The 16917-nt window shown below is 37.0% G+C and carries 15 protein-coding genes and 1 riboswitch; of the genes, 9 read left to right on the top strand and 6 right to left on the bottom strand.

All coding sequences use genetic code 11. The features are described from left to right. Positions 1-10: 10 nt before the first annotated feature. The 4 genes from miaB to K319_RS0109845 all read right to left on the bottom strand — a co-directional run bounded on the left by miaB (position 11) and on the right by K319_RS0109845 (position 3549). Positions 11-1447 carry a tRNA (N6-isopentenyl adenosine(37)-C2)-methylthiotransferase MiaB gene (miaB, locus tag K319_RS0109860; RefSeq protein WP_027383517.1) on the bottom strand — a complete coding sequence of 479 codons (1437 nt, stop codon included), beginning with the start codon at positions 1445-1447 and terminating at the stop codon, positions 11-13. Positions 1448-1580: 133 nt separating this feature from the next. Then, on the bottom strand, positions 1581-2321 hold the full coding sequence (locus K319_RS0109855) for an energy transducer TonB (RefSeq protein ID WP_169712662.1): 741 nt from the start codon (positions 2319-2321) through the stop codon (positions 1581-1583). A gap of 4 nt (positions 2322-2325) precedes the next feature. After that, positions 2326-2736, bottom strand: a complete 411-nt coding sequence (locus tag K319_RS20130; RefSeq protein WP_051230573.1) for an energy transducer TonB — start codon at positions 2734-2736, stop codon at positions 2326-2328. 60 nt (positions 2737-2796) lie between these two features. Then, positions 2797-3549: an RDD family protein gene (locus K319_RS0109845; protein ID WP_027383515.1), complete on the bottom strand. Its 753-nt coding sequence runs from the start codon at positions 3547-3549 to the stop codon at positions 2797-2799. Positions 3550-3569: 20 nt separating this feature from the next. Between K319_RS0109845 and K319_RS20125 the strand changes: the two genes are divergently transcribed. The 7 genes from K319_RS20125 (at position 3570) to K319_RS0109810 (ending at position 10224) form a co-directional block, all read left to right on the top strand. Next, entirely contained in the window at positions 3570-4577 is a 1008-nt protein-coding gene (locus K319_RS20125) for a stage II sporulation protein M (protein WP_051230571.1), read from the top strand. Between the two features lie 21 nt (positions 4578-4598). Further along, entirely contained in the window at positions 4599-5387 is a 789-nt protein-coding gene (locus K319_RS0109835) for a hypothetical protein (RefSeq protein ID WP_034671625.1), read from the top strand. A 24-nt stretch (positions 5388-5411) separates the two neighbouring features. Further along, positions 5412-6581, top strand: coding sequence for a hypothetical protein (locus tag K319_RS0109830; RefSeq protein WP_027383513.1), 1170 nt, complete (start codon positions 5412-5414; stop codon positions 6579-6581). Positions 6582-6660: 79 nt separating this feature from the next. Beyond that, positions 6661-7128: a transposase gene (locus tag K319_RS0109825; RefSeq protein ID WP_027383512.1), complete on the top strand. Its 468-nt coding sequence runs from the start codon at positions 6661-6663 to the stop codon at positions 7126-7128. 93 nt (positions 7129-7221) lie between these two features. Next, positions 7222-8217, top strand: a complete 996-nt coding sequence (locus tag K319_RS0109820; RefSeq protein ID WP_027383511.1) for an AAA family ATPase — start codon at positions 7222-7224, stop codon at positions 8215-8217. A gap of 136 nt (positions 8218-8353) precedes the next feature. Continuing rightward, complete coding sequence (locus K319_RS0109815; RefSeq protein ID WP_027383510.1) at positions 8354-9685, top strand: DUF58 domain-containing protein; 1332 nt, start codon at positions 8354-8356, stop codon at positions 9683-9685. A 116-nt stretch (positions 9686-9801) separates the two neighbouring features. Beyond that, positions 9802-10224: an OsmC family protein gene (locus K319_RS0109810; RefSeq protein WP_027383509.1), complete on the top strand. Its 423-nt coding sequence runs from the start codon at positions 9802-9804 to the stop codon at positions 10222-10224. Between the two features lie 70 nt (positions 10225-10294). Here the strand turns inward: K319_RS0109810 and K319_RS0109805 are convergent, their stop codons facing one another. Together K319_RS0109805 and K319_RS0109800 are read right to left on the bottom strand one after the other, a co-directional pair. Next, on the bottom strand, positions 10295-12901 hold the full coding sequence (locus K319_RS0109805) for an MGH1-like glycoside hydrolase domain-containing protein (protein WP_027383508.1): 2607 nt from the start codon (positions 12899-12901) through the stop codon (positions 10295-10297). A 403-nt stretch (positions 12902-13304) separates the two neighbouring features. Continuing rightward, the gene (locus tag K319_RS0109800; protein ID WP_027383507.1) at positions 13305-14111 is read right to left on the bottom strand and encodes a glucose 1-dehydrogenase; all 807 of its coding nucleotides are present in this window, start codon (positions 14109-14111) and stop codon (positions 13305-13307) included. Between the two features lie 162 nt (positions 14112-14273). Beyond that, positions 14274-14378, top strand: a riboswitch (SAM riboswitch). 49 nt (positions 14379-14427) lie between these two features. Here K319_RS0109800 and K319_RS0109790 point away from each other — a divergent pair. Next, positions 14428-15375: an alpha/beta fold hydrolase gene (locus K319_RS0109790; protein WP_027383506.1), complete on the top strand. Its 948-nt coding sequence runs from the start codon at positions 14428-14430 to the stop codon at positions 15373-15375. Then, positions 15375-16913: an ACT domain-containing protein gene (locus tag K319_RS0109785; protein WP_027383505.1), complete on the top strand. Its 1539-nt coding sequence runs from the start codon at positions 15375-15377 to the stop codon at positions 16911-16913. The genes K319_RS0109790 and K319_RS0109785 overlap by 1 nt, the downstream gene beginning before the upstream one ends. Positions 16914-16917: the final 4 nt, after the last annotated feature.

Below are 16917 nucleotides of genomic sequence, written 5' to 3'. Positions count from 1 at the left end.
CTTTACGAATTTACAGAACCGTTTCCCCCAAAAGCGTTCCCTGCGTGTTCCCGTGGACGAAAACGGATACAATGTCACCAATTTTCTGTCCTTCCAGCATATCGAAAACACAAACCGCATTTTGAGAGTTTCTGCCTTTCCATTGGTTCTTATTCTTTTTAGAGACTCCTTCAATCAATATTTCGTGAACTCTACCAACATAAGAGGCCATTCTTTTTTTGGACAATTCACCTTGTAAAGCGATCACTTCCGCCAAACGTCTTTGCTTGACATCAGCAGGAATGTCATCTTCCATCTTTTTGTGAGCAGGTGTTCCAGGTCTTTCAGAATAAGCGAACATATAACCGTAATCGTATTCCACTTCTCTCATCAATGACAATGTATCTTGATGGTCTTCCTCTGTTTCTGTGCAGAATCCGACAATCATATCCTGTGAAAAAGAAATGTCGGGAACGATCTCTTTAGCTTTTTTGATTAGATCCAGATATTCCTGGCGGGTGTGCTGGCGGTTCATCAAACCAAGAATTCTGTCACTTCCGCTTTGAACCGGCAAGTGGACGTATTTGCAAATATTATCATACTTTGCCATCACTCGGAAAACATCCAGGCTCATGTCCTGAGGATTGGATGTTGAAAATCGGATTCTCATATTCGGGACCGCATTCGCGACCATTTCCATAAGTTGGGCAAAATTTACGGCAGTCAGTTTTTGCATTTCGGATGCTTTTGCAAAATCTTTTTTTGGACCGCCACCGTACCAAAGATAAGAGTCAACGTTTTGACCAAGTAATGTGATCTCTTTGTAACCGTTATTCCAAAGATCAAGACATTCTTCTATGATAGAATGCGGGTCACGGCTTCTTTCTCTTCCACGGGTGAAGGGAACAACACAGAACGTACACATATTATCACAACCTCTTGTAATTGTAACGAACGCAGTAACACCATTTCCCCCTAAACGAACAGGGTTGATGTCTGCATAAGTTTCCTCTTTCGAGAGGATTACGTTGATGGCGTCCCTGCCGTCGTCAGTTTCTTTGAGAAGATTCGGGAGGTCTCTGTAAGCATCTGGACCAACTACCAGATCTACGAGTTGCTCTTCGTCTAAAAATTTGGTTTTCAGCCTTTCCGCCATACAACCAAGCACACCAACGGTCATATTGGGGCGTTCTTTTTTAAGATTTTTGAATTGAGCCAGACGCATCCTCACCGTTTGCTCTGCTTTTTCACGGATGGAGCAAGTATTCAATAAAATCAAATCAGCTTCTTCCGCTTTCAGAGTTGTATTGTAACCTTGCTCATTAAGGATGGATACAACAATCTCGGAATCGGAGAAATTCATTTGGCAACCGTAGCTTTCCAGAAATAATTTTTTGGAATTTCCGGATTTTTCAGCAATGGCAAAAGCTTCTCCTTGTTTGGTCTCGTCTATATATTTTTCCTGCACTAGATTAAGATTTAAAGTTCAATATTTGGAAATCCAATGTTGAAGAACCTTGAACCCAAAACTTTGAACTGTTTAAGTCTGCAAAGATACAAAATATTGTGACAGAATGGCAGATTGAAATATCTTGAGAATTTTAATAATTGCTATTAGGATTTGTTGAATTGAAATTGGTAGAAAATCTTATGGGAAACGCAAATCTTTGTTTGATAGGCAAGCCAGAATACAATGCGGGATTCCATTTTTTATTGATTCTTTTCAATGCTCTGAAAAAATCTTTGTTAAAATCCTTGTTGTCTATTTCCGGATAAATTCTCGCATTGATAATTTCCCCGCTTCCGCTGATGTAAAACTCTATATTAACGTTCCCGTTGATGTGATAATCTTGGAATAATGCCATGAAATTATTGTGAAAATCTTTGTCGAATTTTTTCTTTCCTTCAAAATACTCAGCATTGGAGATGTGATCAGAGGCTTTATAATTCTCTTTGTAATTACTCATCAGATCTTTTGGATAGAAAACGAAATCTGTAATTGCCCCGAATTTCCTTCCTTTTACCTCTGCGGGTGACCAATTCTTCAGACTTTTCAAAACAGACATTGACAGGTCATATGCGCATTTGTTTTTGGAAATATTCAGCGTGTCGCTATCTTGTACCACTTTCACTTTTCCTTCGGCTGATACGAGAATTCTCGGAACATATATCTCCTTTGGATCACATTCTTTTGCGTTGCTTTTTATCAAAAATTCGTGGGCCTCTTTATAGAAATTTATGATTCCGTCTTTGTAGAAAGTTTGGCCTTTTGGATATTCATCTAAAATTTGAGAAAAAAATAAATTTGAAAATAATAATAGAATAAAATAAATGTTTTTCATGGCTTTAATATTCTTCATCAGAATGGTCAGAAGTAAAATTGATCTCGAAAATAATATTTGAACTTACCGGAACTCCGTTTTTTATTGCAGGTTTCCATTTTTTCTTGATACGCTTCATGGCAAAATTCATATCCTGCTTGAATTCCTCATCGTTTCTGACTTTAGGATAGATCTTCAGCTCACTCATTTTTCCTTTCTCGTCGATGGTAAGTACAAAAGAAAATTTTCCATTCACTCCATAGGCGGTGATATCTACATAGGCGTGTACCATCTTCATGAACTCGTTTCGGAAAGCTGTTTGTCCGCCGGGAAATTCCGCCTTGGAATCAGAAACAATTTCAGTTTTGGAAGTTTCGGATTGGGAAAAAACGGGATTGCTTATCAATAGTGAAGTTATTAATAGAAAGATTCTCATTTTATAATGGTTAAAAATTTTGTCAAATATATTAAAATGACTGCAGAAATTGATTCCGCTTTATTGATCTTTGCCCGTGTAAAAATTATAATCCTTGATAACAATGCTAATGAATTGTCTTTGAGTCAGTTGTATAGATTCGGGGTCGAGCTTTAAAATTTCAACGATTCTTTTCGTCAATCTATTAATGATCTCACGATCATCGGACTTCAATGCTTTTTGGAAATTTTCCTTGATAATCCTTACATCATTGTCACTCAGTAGAACAACTTGGGGGAAAGTCGGGACATGATCTTCTTTCAAATGTTCCAGGATCGTGTGTGAAATATTGACATTGTTTTTAAGAGAAATAACGGCTGTCCCTGTTGCGATATCGCCCAAACGCTGATGGTTTTTTGATATTAATGAAGTGATAAATGCTATGATTCCCATGCTACCGATAATATCAACCAAACGGAAGATCCAACGCATCAAATAATCTCCAAAACCTGCCTGATAACCATCGATTTTTACGACTTTTATTTTCATTAATCTTTTTCCGAAGGTCTGTCCTTCCATCAGGCTTTCCAAAACCAAAGTGTAAATATGGACGGGTAGTGTGATGATCAGGATGATTGCACCAACAGACCAGCCGTCCATACCTCTGGTGAAGTCTGAAAAGTCAAAAACATTGCGCAGGATCCAAAATATGATGAAAACATATATCACTTTGATGAAAGAATCGATAAAAAAAGCAAAGATCCTTTCTCCAACACCTGCCAATGTAAAATTTACATTTACATTTTGTGAAGTATTGATGGCGATCTGATTCATATTTTTATTATTTTAGCATTATGAGAGAAGTGGCTTTTATAAAGCAAAATAAAGCAAAATGGTTGGAAATCGAACAGGTTATCAATGGAAAAATGAAAAAAGATCCGGATGACCTTTCGTCCCTTTACATCAATCTTATTAACGATCTCTCCTTTGCGCAGACCTATTATCCTAAAAGTAAAACAACGGTTTATCTCAACTTCCTCTCTTCCCAAATTTTTCAAAGAATCTATAAGACCAAAAGAATAGAAGAAAACCGGGTCAGGCATTTTTTTGTAACAGAAGTTCCAATGACGGTTTACCAATACCGGAGATATCTGTACTATGCTTTTTGTTTTTTTGTTTTGTTTGTAGCAATAGGTGTTATCTCATCTATTTATGACAAAGATTTTGCGACACTGATCTTAGGAGAAGGTTATGTAAACCAGACCTTGGAAAATATCAAAAAAGGCGATGCAACGGCAATTTACGGAAGCGGATCCAATTGGAGCTCGTCCATAATGATCATCGTTAATAATCTGGTAGTTGGAGCAAAACTTTACATATATGGGATTTCCGGAGGAGTAGGAACTTTGTATGCCTTGATGCAGAACAGCATCATGCTAGGAGCATTTCAGTTTTTTTTCAAAACACAGAATGTTCTACTGGAAAGTGCTAAAGGAATCTGGCTGCACGGTGCTTTTGAGATCTTTGGAATGGTGGTGGAAGCCATGGCGGGATTGATTTTAGGTGCATCTATTTTGTTTCCGAAAACCTTATCAAGATTAGAATCTTTCAAGCAGGGTTTCCGAGATAGTTTTAAAATTTTTTTAAGTACAGTCCCATTTACCATATTTGCCGGAATTATAGAAGGTTTTGTAACCAGATATGCGCAGACAATGCCGTTGATTCTGAATCTGGTCATCATCTTTGGAACGTTGTCTCTGATCGCTTTTTACTATTTTATATATCCATTTATCGTCATAAAAAAACTAAACCAAAATGTACTTGTCTCAGGGGATAAAAATCGATGGTCTGTTCAGCAATAAAATTGAGTTAATTTGAAGCGGATGAGATTTAGAATCCTTCTTTTGTTATTTTTTTCTTTACTGGGAAGCTCTGTTTTTTCTCAGTACGATACTGTGCAGGAAGTGGAAGTTGTTGAGGATTCGATAAGTTATGATTCTGAAGAAGAGTTTGTCTTGACGGATTCTTTGGTCAGATCCGATTATTCTACGAACAATACACTTTATCCGAAAAGTTTCTCTCCAGATTTCAAAAACAAATACAAAGGAAACGAGTTCGATTATGGGGTTTCAAAACCTCAAGAATCTCTTTGGGATATTATCAAAAGACAGATTGCCAAATTATTGTCCAGGATCTTCAAAGGCATCGACCCAAATAAAGCTACCAATTACACGGTGATCATTTTACGAACTATTGGTATTCTGGTAATTGGATCTTTGCTATATCTTCTTATCAGGTATCTGATGTCGAAAGAAGGAAATTTCTTATTTGGTAAGAAGAATCGAAAAATTAATATTACATCCAAGGATCTAGAAGAAAACATTCACGAGATCAATTTTCCCCAGAGTATCTTGAAATTCGAAAAACAGCAAGACTACCGTTCAGCGATCCGTTATCATTTTTTATTTGCACTTAAAAAATTATCGGACAAAGATCTGATCAATTGGAATCCCGAAAAAACCAATCGGGATTATCTTAAGGAACTGAAAGACATTAATTTGAAAGAAAATTTCAGCCGTATTATTTATGTCTATGATTATATCTGGTATGGCGAATTCGATGCAGAGGAGAAAGATTATCAGTATTTTAAAACTTATTTTAATAAATTCTAAAAGTCAATTCACTACCGCAGGCCAATGAACAAAACATTCAAAATATACGCTATTGTTTTTATCATCATATTGATTTTGGTGGCGATGTTTAGTGGAAATAGAAAATCTGCTTTGGATTGGCGAAAGAGCTTTGATGTCGATAAAAAAACACCTTTTGGACTTTATATTTTTAATCAGGAATCGGCTGGTTTATTTCATGGGAAATTAGAAAAAGTAAGAGCTTCTCCTTATTCTTATTATCAAAAAAATGATCAGAAGAAACCACATAATATCTTGATCATTCAGAAAAAACTGGATGATGTTTCCTGGCAATATATTTTAAATCAGGTTTCCGAAGGTTCCGATGTGATGTGGTTTACCAACGACACTACTGCAAAATTGAGAGATACATTGGGTTTTAGATTCAAGACTGTAAGCAGTGAAGAAAATTATTATCTGCAACTCACCGATAAAAAATTGGGGGAAAGCAGGTTGTTTATTGATAAATTTCCTGAAAATCAAGGGTTTTCCTATATCAGGAATGATATAGAGATTCTTGGAAAAACATTGCATAAAGCTAAAAGTGATGAATCTTCCTTTAGCGCGGATTTTGTGAAAGTTAATTTCGGGAAAGGGCATTTTTATATCCATTCAGAGCCTTTGGTCTTGACCAATTATTATATTTTAAATTCAAAGAACAAATATCTGGAAAGTGTACTTTCTTATCTTCCGAACAGGGAAACAGTGTGGTTTATCAAAAATGATACACCTTTATCGATGTCGCCGATGAGGTTTATTCTCAGTAATCCACCGCTTAAATATGCGTGGTATCTGCTAATAACAGGTTTTGTTGTCTTCGTTATTTTCAATGCCAAAAGAAAACAACGGATTGTTCCAATTGTTGAACCTCTGAAAAATACGTCAGTGGAATTTATCCGGAGTATTGGAAATCTTTATCTACAGGAAGGTGATTTTCATGAGATGATGGCGAAGAAAGCACAATATTTTTTGAATAGAATAAGAATAGATTTGATGATTGATACTCATAATCTTGATGAACAATTTATTAATAAACTACATCTGAAAACCGGAAAAAATATTGAACTAATAAAAGAGGCTGTTACACTTGTAAAAAAAGGACAAGATCCTTATGCAAGCGTGATGAAGGAAGACCTTGTAAGAATGAATCAATTACTGGATGATATTTTAAAGTGAGTTCCGTAGGAACGAAATGTTTGTAGATAATATAGTTATAATTAATTTGAGCTCCGTAGGAGCGATACAAAAACACAAAATGGCAAATACATACATTCAAATTTACATCCAGTTTGTCTTCGCGGTAGAAGGAAGGCAAAATCTGATTCATCCAGCCAAACGAGAATTGTTACAAAAATATATTTCAGGAATCATTAAAAATAATAATCAAAAATTATTGGCTATTTATGCAAATCCTGACCACACTCACCTTCTGATAGGATTCAATAGTCTGAATTTCAAAATCCCTGATTTGATTCGTGATATAAAATCAAATTCTTCCAGATTTATTAATGAAGAAAATTGGTTTGATGGAAAATTTAATTGGCAAGAAGGTTATGGTGCCTTTTCATATTCCAGAAGTCAGATTGATAAAGTCATTAATTACATCAATAATCAGGAAGAGCATCATAAAAAGAAAAGTTTCCGGGAAGAATATCATGAACTTTTGAATAAATTTGAAATTCCTTTTGAAGAAAAATATTTGTTCGAATTTTACGATAATTAAAGTGTCGCTCCTACGGAGCTCCGCAAAATAACTATCGCTTTTTATTACAAACATTTCGCTCCTACGGAGCTTCATATAAACTAGATAAGAACTATGGAAGAACAATACCAAGACAAAGCGCCCGAATTCCAGTCCAGGCTGGATATGATGGAATTGCGGAATAATCTGGAGCGTGTAAAAACAGAAATCGCAAAAGTCATTGTAGGACAGGAAAATATGATAGAACATCTTTTGGCAGCATTATTGTCCAATGGGCATGTTTTGATAGAAGGTGTTCCCGGTGTTGCAAAAACAATTACCGCAAAATTGTTGGCTAAAACCATCTCTGTAGATTTCAGCCGAATCCAGTTCACACCGGATTTGATGCCTTCTGACATTTTGGGAACTTCGGTTTTCAATGTGAAGGAAGCGGATTTCAGATATAAAAAAGGTCCAATTTTTTCCAATTTTGTATTGATTGATGAGATCAACCGTTCGCCCGCAAAAACCCAGTCTGCTTTGTTCGAGGTGATGGAAGAGCGTCAAATCACTATGGACGGAATCAAATACCCAATGGAAGAACCGTTCTTGGTGGTTGCAACTCAAAATCCAATCGAACATGAAGGAACGTACAGGCTGCCGGAAGCACAGCTTGACCGTTTTCTTTTCAAAATCGAAGTTGGTTATCCAAATCTTGAACAGGAAATTGAAATCATCAAAAATCAGCATCACAATAAGTTAGAGGATAAGACGGATGTTGTACAAACAGTCATTTCCGGATATCAACTGAAACAATATCAGCAGTTGGTAAAAGATATCATTGTCGAGCAAAACCTTCTGGAATACATTGCGAAAATCATTATCAATACGAGAGAAAATCAGTTTTTATATTTAGGAGCTTCGCCAAGAGCAAGTTTGGCTTTGCTGACAGCAAGCAAGGCTTTTGCCGCAATCCGGGGTCGTGATTTTGTAACGCCGGAAGATATCAAAGAGGCATCGTTGGCGGTATTGCGTCACAGAATTATTGTTTCTCCGGAACGTGAAATGGAAGGTTTGACAGCTGATGAAATAATCAGACAGATTTTGGAAAGCATCGAAGTTCCGAGATAATAAACCACAAAATAATTGGAAATCCTTCGACAGGCTCAGGATGACATCACTAATACTAACAGTAATATTTGAACAGTGTCAGGCTGAGCTTGTCGAAGCCTTTTTGTGAAAAGAAAAAGTGAATTGAATTATCAAAATGAAAACATTAAAACAAACATACCTCAATAACAAATTCTTCTTCGCCCTATTCTGCGTAGGATTTTGCTATGTTTTGGCATTTTTCTTTCCGTTGTTGATGTGGATTGCCAACTCGTTATTGATTTTTGTTTTATTGTTGACAATAGTTGATGCTTTGATTCTTTTTCTAAATAATGAAGGAATCAATGCGCAAAGAATTTTACCGGAAAAATTATCAAACGGCGATGAAAATTCCGTTAAAGTTGATATTAGAAATAATTACAATTTTAATATTAGCACCAAGATCATTGACGAAATTCCCTTTCAATTTCAAAAACGAGATTTCCTGATTCAGAAAAATATCGAAAGCGGAAACAATACATTTTTTGAATATATTCTCGAACCGAAAGAACGTGGCGAGTACAGTTTCGGAAGTCTGAATATTTACGTCAATTCTCCAATTGGTTTGGTTTCCAGAAGATTTACATTTCAAAAAGATGCGAAGTTGGCAAGTTATCCGTCATTCATTAATCTCAGAAAATATGAATTGATGGCGCTTCAAAACGAATTTATGTTAGGCGGGATAAAGAAAATCCGAAAACTGGGTCACACGATGGAGTTCGAGCAGATTCGTGATTATGTCCAGGGCGATGATATCAGAAGCATTAACTGGAAAGCGACTTCCAAATCCAGCAAATTGATGGTCAATCAGTTTCAGGATGAAAAATCTCAACGGATCATCATGCTCATTGACAAAGGCAGAACGATGAAAATGCCTTTCAGTGGATTGAGTTTGCTGGATTATTCCATCAATGCTACAATGGCACTGTCTCATATTATTCTAAAGAAAGGCGACCGCGCCGGAATGATGACTTTCTCAAAAAAAACAGAAAACAGAGTCGCAGCAGACAACAGGTCCGGACAACTGAAAAGAATTTCCGAAGCACTTTATAATGTTCAGACCAATTTCTTCGAAAGTGATTTTGGAAGACTTTATCAGGAAACGAAATTCCATCTGAATCAAAGAAGTTTGGTCTTATTGTTTACTAATTTTGAGACTTTAGATGGCCTTGACCGACAGATGAAATATCTGAGAGGAATTGCCAAAAACCATTTGCTGGTGGTTATTTTCTTCAAAAATTCCGAGGTGCATAAACTCCTCAATACAAATCCGGAAACCATGCAGCAGATCTATGATGAGATCATTGCGGAAAAATTCGAATTTGAGAAAAAACTGATTATTCAGGAGCTCAGAAAATATGGGATTTACAGCATCTACACGTTTCCTGAAAACCTCGATATAGATGTCATCAACAAATATCTGGAGATAAAAGCGAGGGGAATTTTGTAAATTTGATTTTAATTACAAATCTTATTTAAACGAAGTGGCCTTGTGAACCTAAAAACATTGAATTGCAATAAAAAACTTTGTGAGCTTTGTGTTCAAAAAAATAATATAATTTAAAAATGAAAATCACACTTAATAGAATCAATGATGATTTTTTGTTTGAATGTTCCAATGAGCAGGGAAATTCTATTTTATTAGATAACACGACTTTGCCGGGAGCGAAAGGAGTGTCTCCAATGCAGTCGGTTCTAATGGCCGTTGCCGGTTGTAGCGGAATAGATGTCGTTTCAATCCTGAAAAAACAACGCCAGACAATTACAGATTTCAAAGCGGAAGTGGAAGGCGAAAGAGTTCAGGTGGATGAAGCAAAACCTTTCAAATCTATCAAAGTAAAATTTTTCCTCGAAGGCGAAATCGACCCGAAAAAAGCTAAAAAAGCGGCAGAATTATCTTTTGAAAAATATTGTTCCGTTTCAAAAACGCTTGAGCCAAATGTAGAGATCACTTATGAAGTTAGCGTGAACGGAGTAGTTGTGCAGTAGAGTTTGAGGGTCGGAGAGTTGAGAGAAAATTTAAAACTCAAACTCTACTACACTCCGACTCTAAAACTTATTATCGACTGGAAAGTCTCGGCTGAATCAGCTTCGCAACAGTAGATGTCCATCCCGTTTGATGAGAAGCGCCAACACCGCGGCCGTTATCTCCGTGGAAATATTCGAAGAACATAATGTAATCCTTGAAATTTGGGTCTTGATTGAACTTCTCAACACCACCGTTAAACGCTCTGTTTCCATTCTTATCTTTCAGGAAAATATTACAAAGTCTGTCACTGATATCTTTTGAAACTTCTTCCAGATTCTTTTGAACGCCACTTCCTTTCGGATATTCTATTGTCAATGCATCACCAAAAAAGAAATGGAAGCGTTGCAGACTTTCCACAATCAGGAAATTTATCGGAAACCAAATCGGTCCGCGCCAGTTGCTGTTTCCACCAAACATTCGGCTGTCACTTTCCGCAGGGGTATAATAAACCACATGTTCCTGTCCATGAACTGTGAATCGGAAAGGATTTTCCTCATAAACCTTAGACATCGCACGGATTCCGTAATCACTTAGAAATTCGGATTCATCAACCAGTCTGTCAAGAACTTTCGTCAATCTCGTTTTTCTCAGAATACTCAAAAGATGTTTGTTCCCTTCGCCTTCTACATACCATTGCGAGACGAGTTTCGTCAAATCCTGCTTGTTTTTCAGGATCCATTCCATTCTTTTTTTGAATTCCGGAAGTTTTTCCAAGAGACTGTGTTCCACAACTTCCACAGCAAACATCGGAATCAATCCGACAATACTTCTCAGTTTCAGATTTACACTGTCTCCGTTGGATAACTGAAGCAGATCGTAGAAAAATCCGTCTTCTTCATTCCAAAGTCCTTGCTTGCCTTCACCAATATTCTCCATTGCTTCAGCGATATAAAGATAATGCTCAAAGAACTTAATCGCCATATCTTCATAAACCGGATTGTAGGTTGCCAGTTCCATTGCGATACGCATCATATTCAGCGCGTACATGGCCATCCAACTTGTTCCGTCAGCTTGTTCCAGATGTTCGCCGTCGCCTAGTTCCATATTTCTATCGAAAGCACCGATGTTATCCAGACCAAGGAATCCACCACCAAAAAGATTGTTTCCGTTATAATCTTTTCGGTTGACCCACCAGGTGAAATTCAGTAATAACTTCTGGAAAACTCTTTCAAGAAAAGCCAGATCAGGTTTCCCATTATTCTTTTCATCGATTTTGAAGACCCGGAAAGTTGCCCAGGCATGAACCGGTGGATTAACGTCATCAAAATTCCATTCATAAGCCGGAACCTGACCATTCGGATGCATATACCATTCCTTCGTCAAAGTAATCAATTGATTCTTAGCAAATTCCGAATCAATCACACTGAAACTCACGCAATGGAATGCCAGATCCCAAGTCGCATACCAAGGATATTCCCACTTATCAGGCATCGATATAATATCTTTGTTATGAAGATGTTCCCAGTTGCTGTTTCGTACAAAACCTTTTCGCTGGATTGGGAAATTTGGGTCACCTTTCAGCCATTTTCCGATGTTGTAATGATAGAATTGTTTGTTCCAAAGCAAACCTGCGAAAGCCTGTCTTTGTACATTTTTCTCGTCTTCGTTATCGATATCTTTTTGGATATTCGCATAGAACTCATCCGCTTCTTGTTTTCTTCTTGAAACGATGTCATCAAAATCCCAGAACGCATCCTCCATAATATGAGGCGACAATCGGAATTCGAAAACCTTGTTACTGTTCGCTGCTATGATCTCTTCACAATGAAGAGAAGCTTTTGTCCCGGTTTTAGAAGGATTGATTGTATCAAGACCTTTCGTAATATATTGATTGATTCCGTCTTTGAAAAACCCTTCTGTTTTTGGAAGATTGAATAACCTTGCGCGATTCGTTTCATTCTCACAAAACAATGCATCCACATTTTTATTTCTGGAATATAATTTCTTTATACTAAGACTATTATGATGAACATCTATTTCGCCTTGTTTAGAAAAACCGAGTTGCCCTTTGTAATCATTATAACCCCACATCCAGTTATTTCTGTACCAGACTGTTGGCAAAACCACGATTGGAGCGGGCTGATTACTTCTGTTATGAACATCGATTCTTACTAAGAAATCATCCTCGCCAGCTTTCGCATATTCAATAAAAATATCAAAATACTCATCGTTGTCGAAAATTCCCGTGTCAAAGATTTCATACTCAGGGTCTTTATTTGAGCGTTGCGCATTCGTATTGATGAGGTCATCATACGGAAACGCATTGATCGGATATTTGTAAACCATCTTCATATAGCTATGAGACGGCGTATTGTCCAAATAATAAAAAATCTCCTTGATATCTTCCCCGTGATTTCCCTGATAATTGCTCAGTCCGAAAAAACGTTCCTTGACTCTGCAGTCATTTTTATTCCAAAAAGAAAGGGCAAAGCACAATTGCTGTTTCTCATCCGAGATTCCCGCGATGCCTTCCTCCGCCCAGCGGTAGGTCCATGCTTCCGCCATATCGTGACCGGTAAATCCCCACGCATCGCCATTGGTACTGTAATCTTCGCGCACATTTCCCCATTGGCGGTGGCTCACATAAGGTCCCCACTTTTTCCAATGCGGATTTTTTAATTTTTCTTCTTCATTCATTTTTCTAATTATTTTTCGAGAATAATTATTCTTTTTATTAGGAGCATCACGGTTGTGCATCTGTTAGAACATCCCAACCCGCTGTCCACTATATCTTTTTTGTTTTTCAGACGCTTTGTCATTCCGAACAAAGTGAGGAATCTAAAAAACAAAAAAGGATGCCGTTCCCATCGGGGCTATGTTGAGGTTTGTCCCTTCTTTCAACGGATAAATGATAGTCGATAATCGATAAATGATAATAAGAATAAGTCATTTAAAAAAACATTTTCCAAATTACCATCCGCTTAAAAAATCGATTCATCGGTTCTCTGCTTTCTTAAAATTCTTCGCCCCTCAAAAAATCTTTGCGATTAAAAAACCACAGCGAATCAATCATTTATCACTTATCATTCATCATTTATAATCACCCGTTGTCTGCAAAACTTTCCAGCGTCGTCATTCCGCCATCCACATAGATACTCGCACCGGTAATATAATCCGAATAATCACTCGCCAAAAATACGGCTAAATTTCCAATATCTTCCGGCTGTCCGATTCTGTCATACGGAATCAGCGTCATCAAAGAATCAAAAGATTCCTTATTATCCCAAGCTGATTTGTTGATAGGTGTTTGTATAGCGCCCGGACAAATATTATTCACACGGATTTTTTGCTTCCCATATTCCTGAGCCAGCGTTTGCATCAGCATTCTTAGTGCGCCTTTGCTGGAAGCGTAATTCGCGTGTCCGGCCCACGGAATCGTCTCGTGAACACTGCTGATATTGATGATCTTTCCGAGCGCTTTGGATTTTTCGGTCATTCCACGTTTCAGGAATTCTTTAATTGCCTCTCTTGAACATAAAAATTGCCCGGTAAGATTCACATCAATTACTTTCTGCCATTGTTCGAGGGTCATATCAATAAAAGCAGCGTCTTGTTGCAAACCTGCATTATTAATAAGAATATCAACAGTTCCGTATTTATCAATGGTGGTTTTGAACATAGCTAACACCTGGTCTTCCTTACTCACATCACATTGGATGATAAAACCTTCGCCACCATTTTCCTCAATGGTTTTCAAAGTTTCCTCCGCTTCAGGTCGAGAATGTTCAGATGAATGATTTATGATCGTGATCGCGCCGGATTTTGCCAGACTGATAGCAATTCCTTTCCCGATTCCACTGCTGGAACCCGTCACGATAGCAACTTGTTTATTAAGATTGATTTCCATAATTTATTGTAAAATGAAATTTTTTAAAGCAAATATTATACGCAAGTTCTGGTAAAATATATTATTAACAAATAATTATTTTAGAAATTTCAGCCGAAATTTGGAATAAGTGAACTTTGTGAAGTATATTTGCAGCCAGAATTGTTCATTTACATATTGAAAATGTTATCGAGAAAGGTGGAGAGATTAGACTCTGTGAAACCTTGGCAACCCTTCGGAAACGAAGAAGGTGCTAAATTCTATCCGCAATGGCGGAAAAGATAACCAAACATTTATTCTACATTTCCCGTAGCATTTTCAATTTATATCATCAAAATTGAAAAACGAGCTACAACATATCAATATTAATAACTTCACGACTCAGAATGGAAAAGTTCTCGATATTCCATTAAGCTATCAGCTTTTTGGAAAAGAGCTGTATTCTGCTCCGATTGTTTTGATTAATCACGCTTTGACGGGAAACTCTGATGTTGCCGGCGAAAATGGCTGGTGGAAATCTCTGGTTGGAGAAGGAAAAATAATTGATACTAGTCAATTTACAATTATTTCTTTCAATATTCCCGGAAATGGGTTTGACGGATTTTTCATTGATACTTACGAAGATTTCACGTCCCAGGATATTGCATCTGTTTTTCTTGAAGGATTGAAAAATCTGAAAATCGAAAAACTATTTGCACTGGTTGGCGGTTCTGTTGGCGGTTCAATTGGTTGGGAAATGCTGACTTTGCAGAATGATTTAGCAGAAAGATTCATTCCGATTGCGACAGATTTCAAAACATCGGATTGGTTACATTCTCAATGCCTGGTTCAGAAATTTCTTTTGGAATCAGAAGAGAAACCGCTTGAGAAAGCCAGAGTTCATGCAATGTTATGCTACAGAACACCGGAATCTCTTAATTCAAGGTTTAATAGAGAAATAGATCCTGAGAAACAAATTCTGAAGTCTCACGACTGGCTCAACTTCCATGGAAAACGGCTGAACGAAAGATTTAGTTTAAAGGCTTATAAATTAGTTAATCATCTTCTGATGAACATCAGCGGAAAGGAAAATGAATTGGAAAACATCGATGCAGAGATTCATTTGGTGTCAGTCGATTCGGACCTTTTTTATCCGGCTTTTGAAATCAAAAATACTTACGATCTTTTAAAATATAAAAATAAAAATGTTCACTATCACGAAATCAAATCCATCCACGGACATGATGCTTTTCTAATGGAATATGAACAACTGAACACAATTTTAAAACCTATTTTTTTGAACTGATGACAGACAAGAACGCAATTAATATTTACAGAAACAAAGCTTTGGTCAACTTCGAAGGAAAAAATTTCCTCGGTCAAATCGGTGTAGATTCACGCATCTTCCAAGCTTTAAATGGAGGAGGGATCAGTGTCGGTGTTATTTCCCAACAAGCGATTGAAAATGGAATTTCTGTTCTTGTAGACGAAGTTGATGCGGAAGATGCCGTCAAGTTTCTTAAAAAAGAATTTGAGCAGGAAGCGAAGGAAGGTCACGTCAGCAATATTTATAGCATTGATAATTTGAGCGTTATCGGTTTTGTTTATGATAATTACAATAAGATCTTATCGGAACTTCAGCGTAACAAGATTTATCCTTTATTGTTGAGTCAAATCGCTTCTGCCGGAAGAGTAAATATAGTCGTAATAGCAAATCAGACTGAGATCACAAAGAATATCATCGAAACCGAAATCTACGGAAAACCAAAAACCGTTCACCTCGCTTTGATTGGCCACGGTAATGTTGGAGGGACTTTGGTTGAACAAATACTTGATTCTGCTTACGACATTCTGAAAAGAAAAAGAGTCGATTTGAAAATCGTCGCAATTGCAAATTCCAAAAAAATAGCTTTTAACAAAGCTGGTTTCGGAAGCGATTGGAGACAAAAAATTAAATATTCTCAAACGGAATCCAGTGTCCAGTCTTTGGTGGATTTTGCCAACGAACATCATCTGGAAAACCTTGTAATGGTGGATAATACGGCAAGCAAAGATTTTGTTAAAAATTATACGGTTTTTGTGGAAAATGGATTTGACATTGTTGGTTCCAACAAAATCTACAATACTTTACCAATTTCGGAATATCGAAATTTCAGAAAATTATTAGAAAAAAATAAAAAGAAATATCTTTATGAAACCAATGTTGGTGCTGGTTTACCTTTAATTGATACGATTAAATTATTGCATCTTTCAGGAGAAAATATTACAAGAATCAAAGGTGTTTTTTCCGGAACATTAAGTTATGTTTTCAATAATTTTTCGCTTCGTAACGATAAATTCTCGACCATTATCAACGAAGCTCTGGAAAAAGGTTTTACCGAACCGGACCCACGCGAGGATTTATCTGGAAATGATGTCGCAAGAAAATTGTTGATTCTGGCAAGAGAACTGGATCTGATCAATGAATTTGATGACATCAATATTCAGAATCTTGTTCCGGAAACTCTGCTGTCTGTTTCTAAAGAAGAATTCCTTTCAAGATTGGAAGAATTAAACGACGAATATCAAAAAATCAAAGAAAACCAGAAACCTGACCACGTCCTAAGATATGTCGGCGATTTGCACGGCGATTTGCAAAAAGAAAAAGGCGAATTGGATGTGAAACTAATTTCCGTGCCAGCCAATTCGGCATTAGGACAACTGAAAGGTTCTGATTCTATTTTCGAAATCTACACAGAAAGTTATGGTGAGAATCCAATCGTGATCATGGGAGCAGGAGCTGGAGCCAAGGTAACTGCCAGAGGCGTTTTCGGAGATATTTTGAGACTTAGCGAAACAAAATAAAAAA

Source organism: Epilithonimonas caeni DSM 17710 (genome assembly GCF_000426465.1).
GTDB lineage: Bacteria > Bacteroidota > Bacteroidia > Flavobacteriales > Weeksellaceae > Epilithonimonas > Epilithonimonas caeni.
The sequence above is the reverse complement of the archived record's forward strand: the minus strand, read 5'-3'. Positions and strand labels throughout refer to the sequence as shown.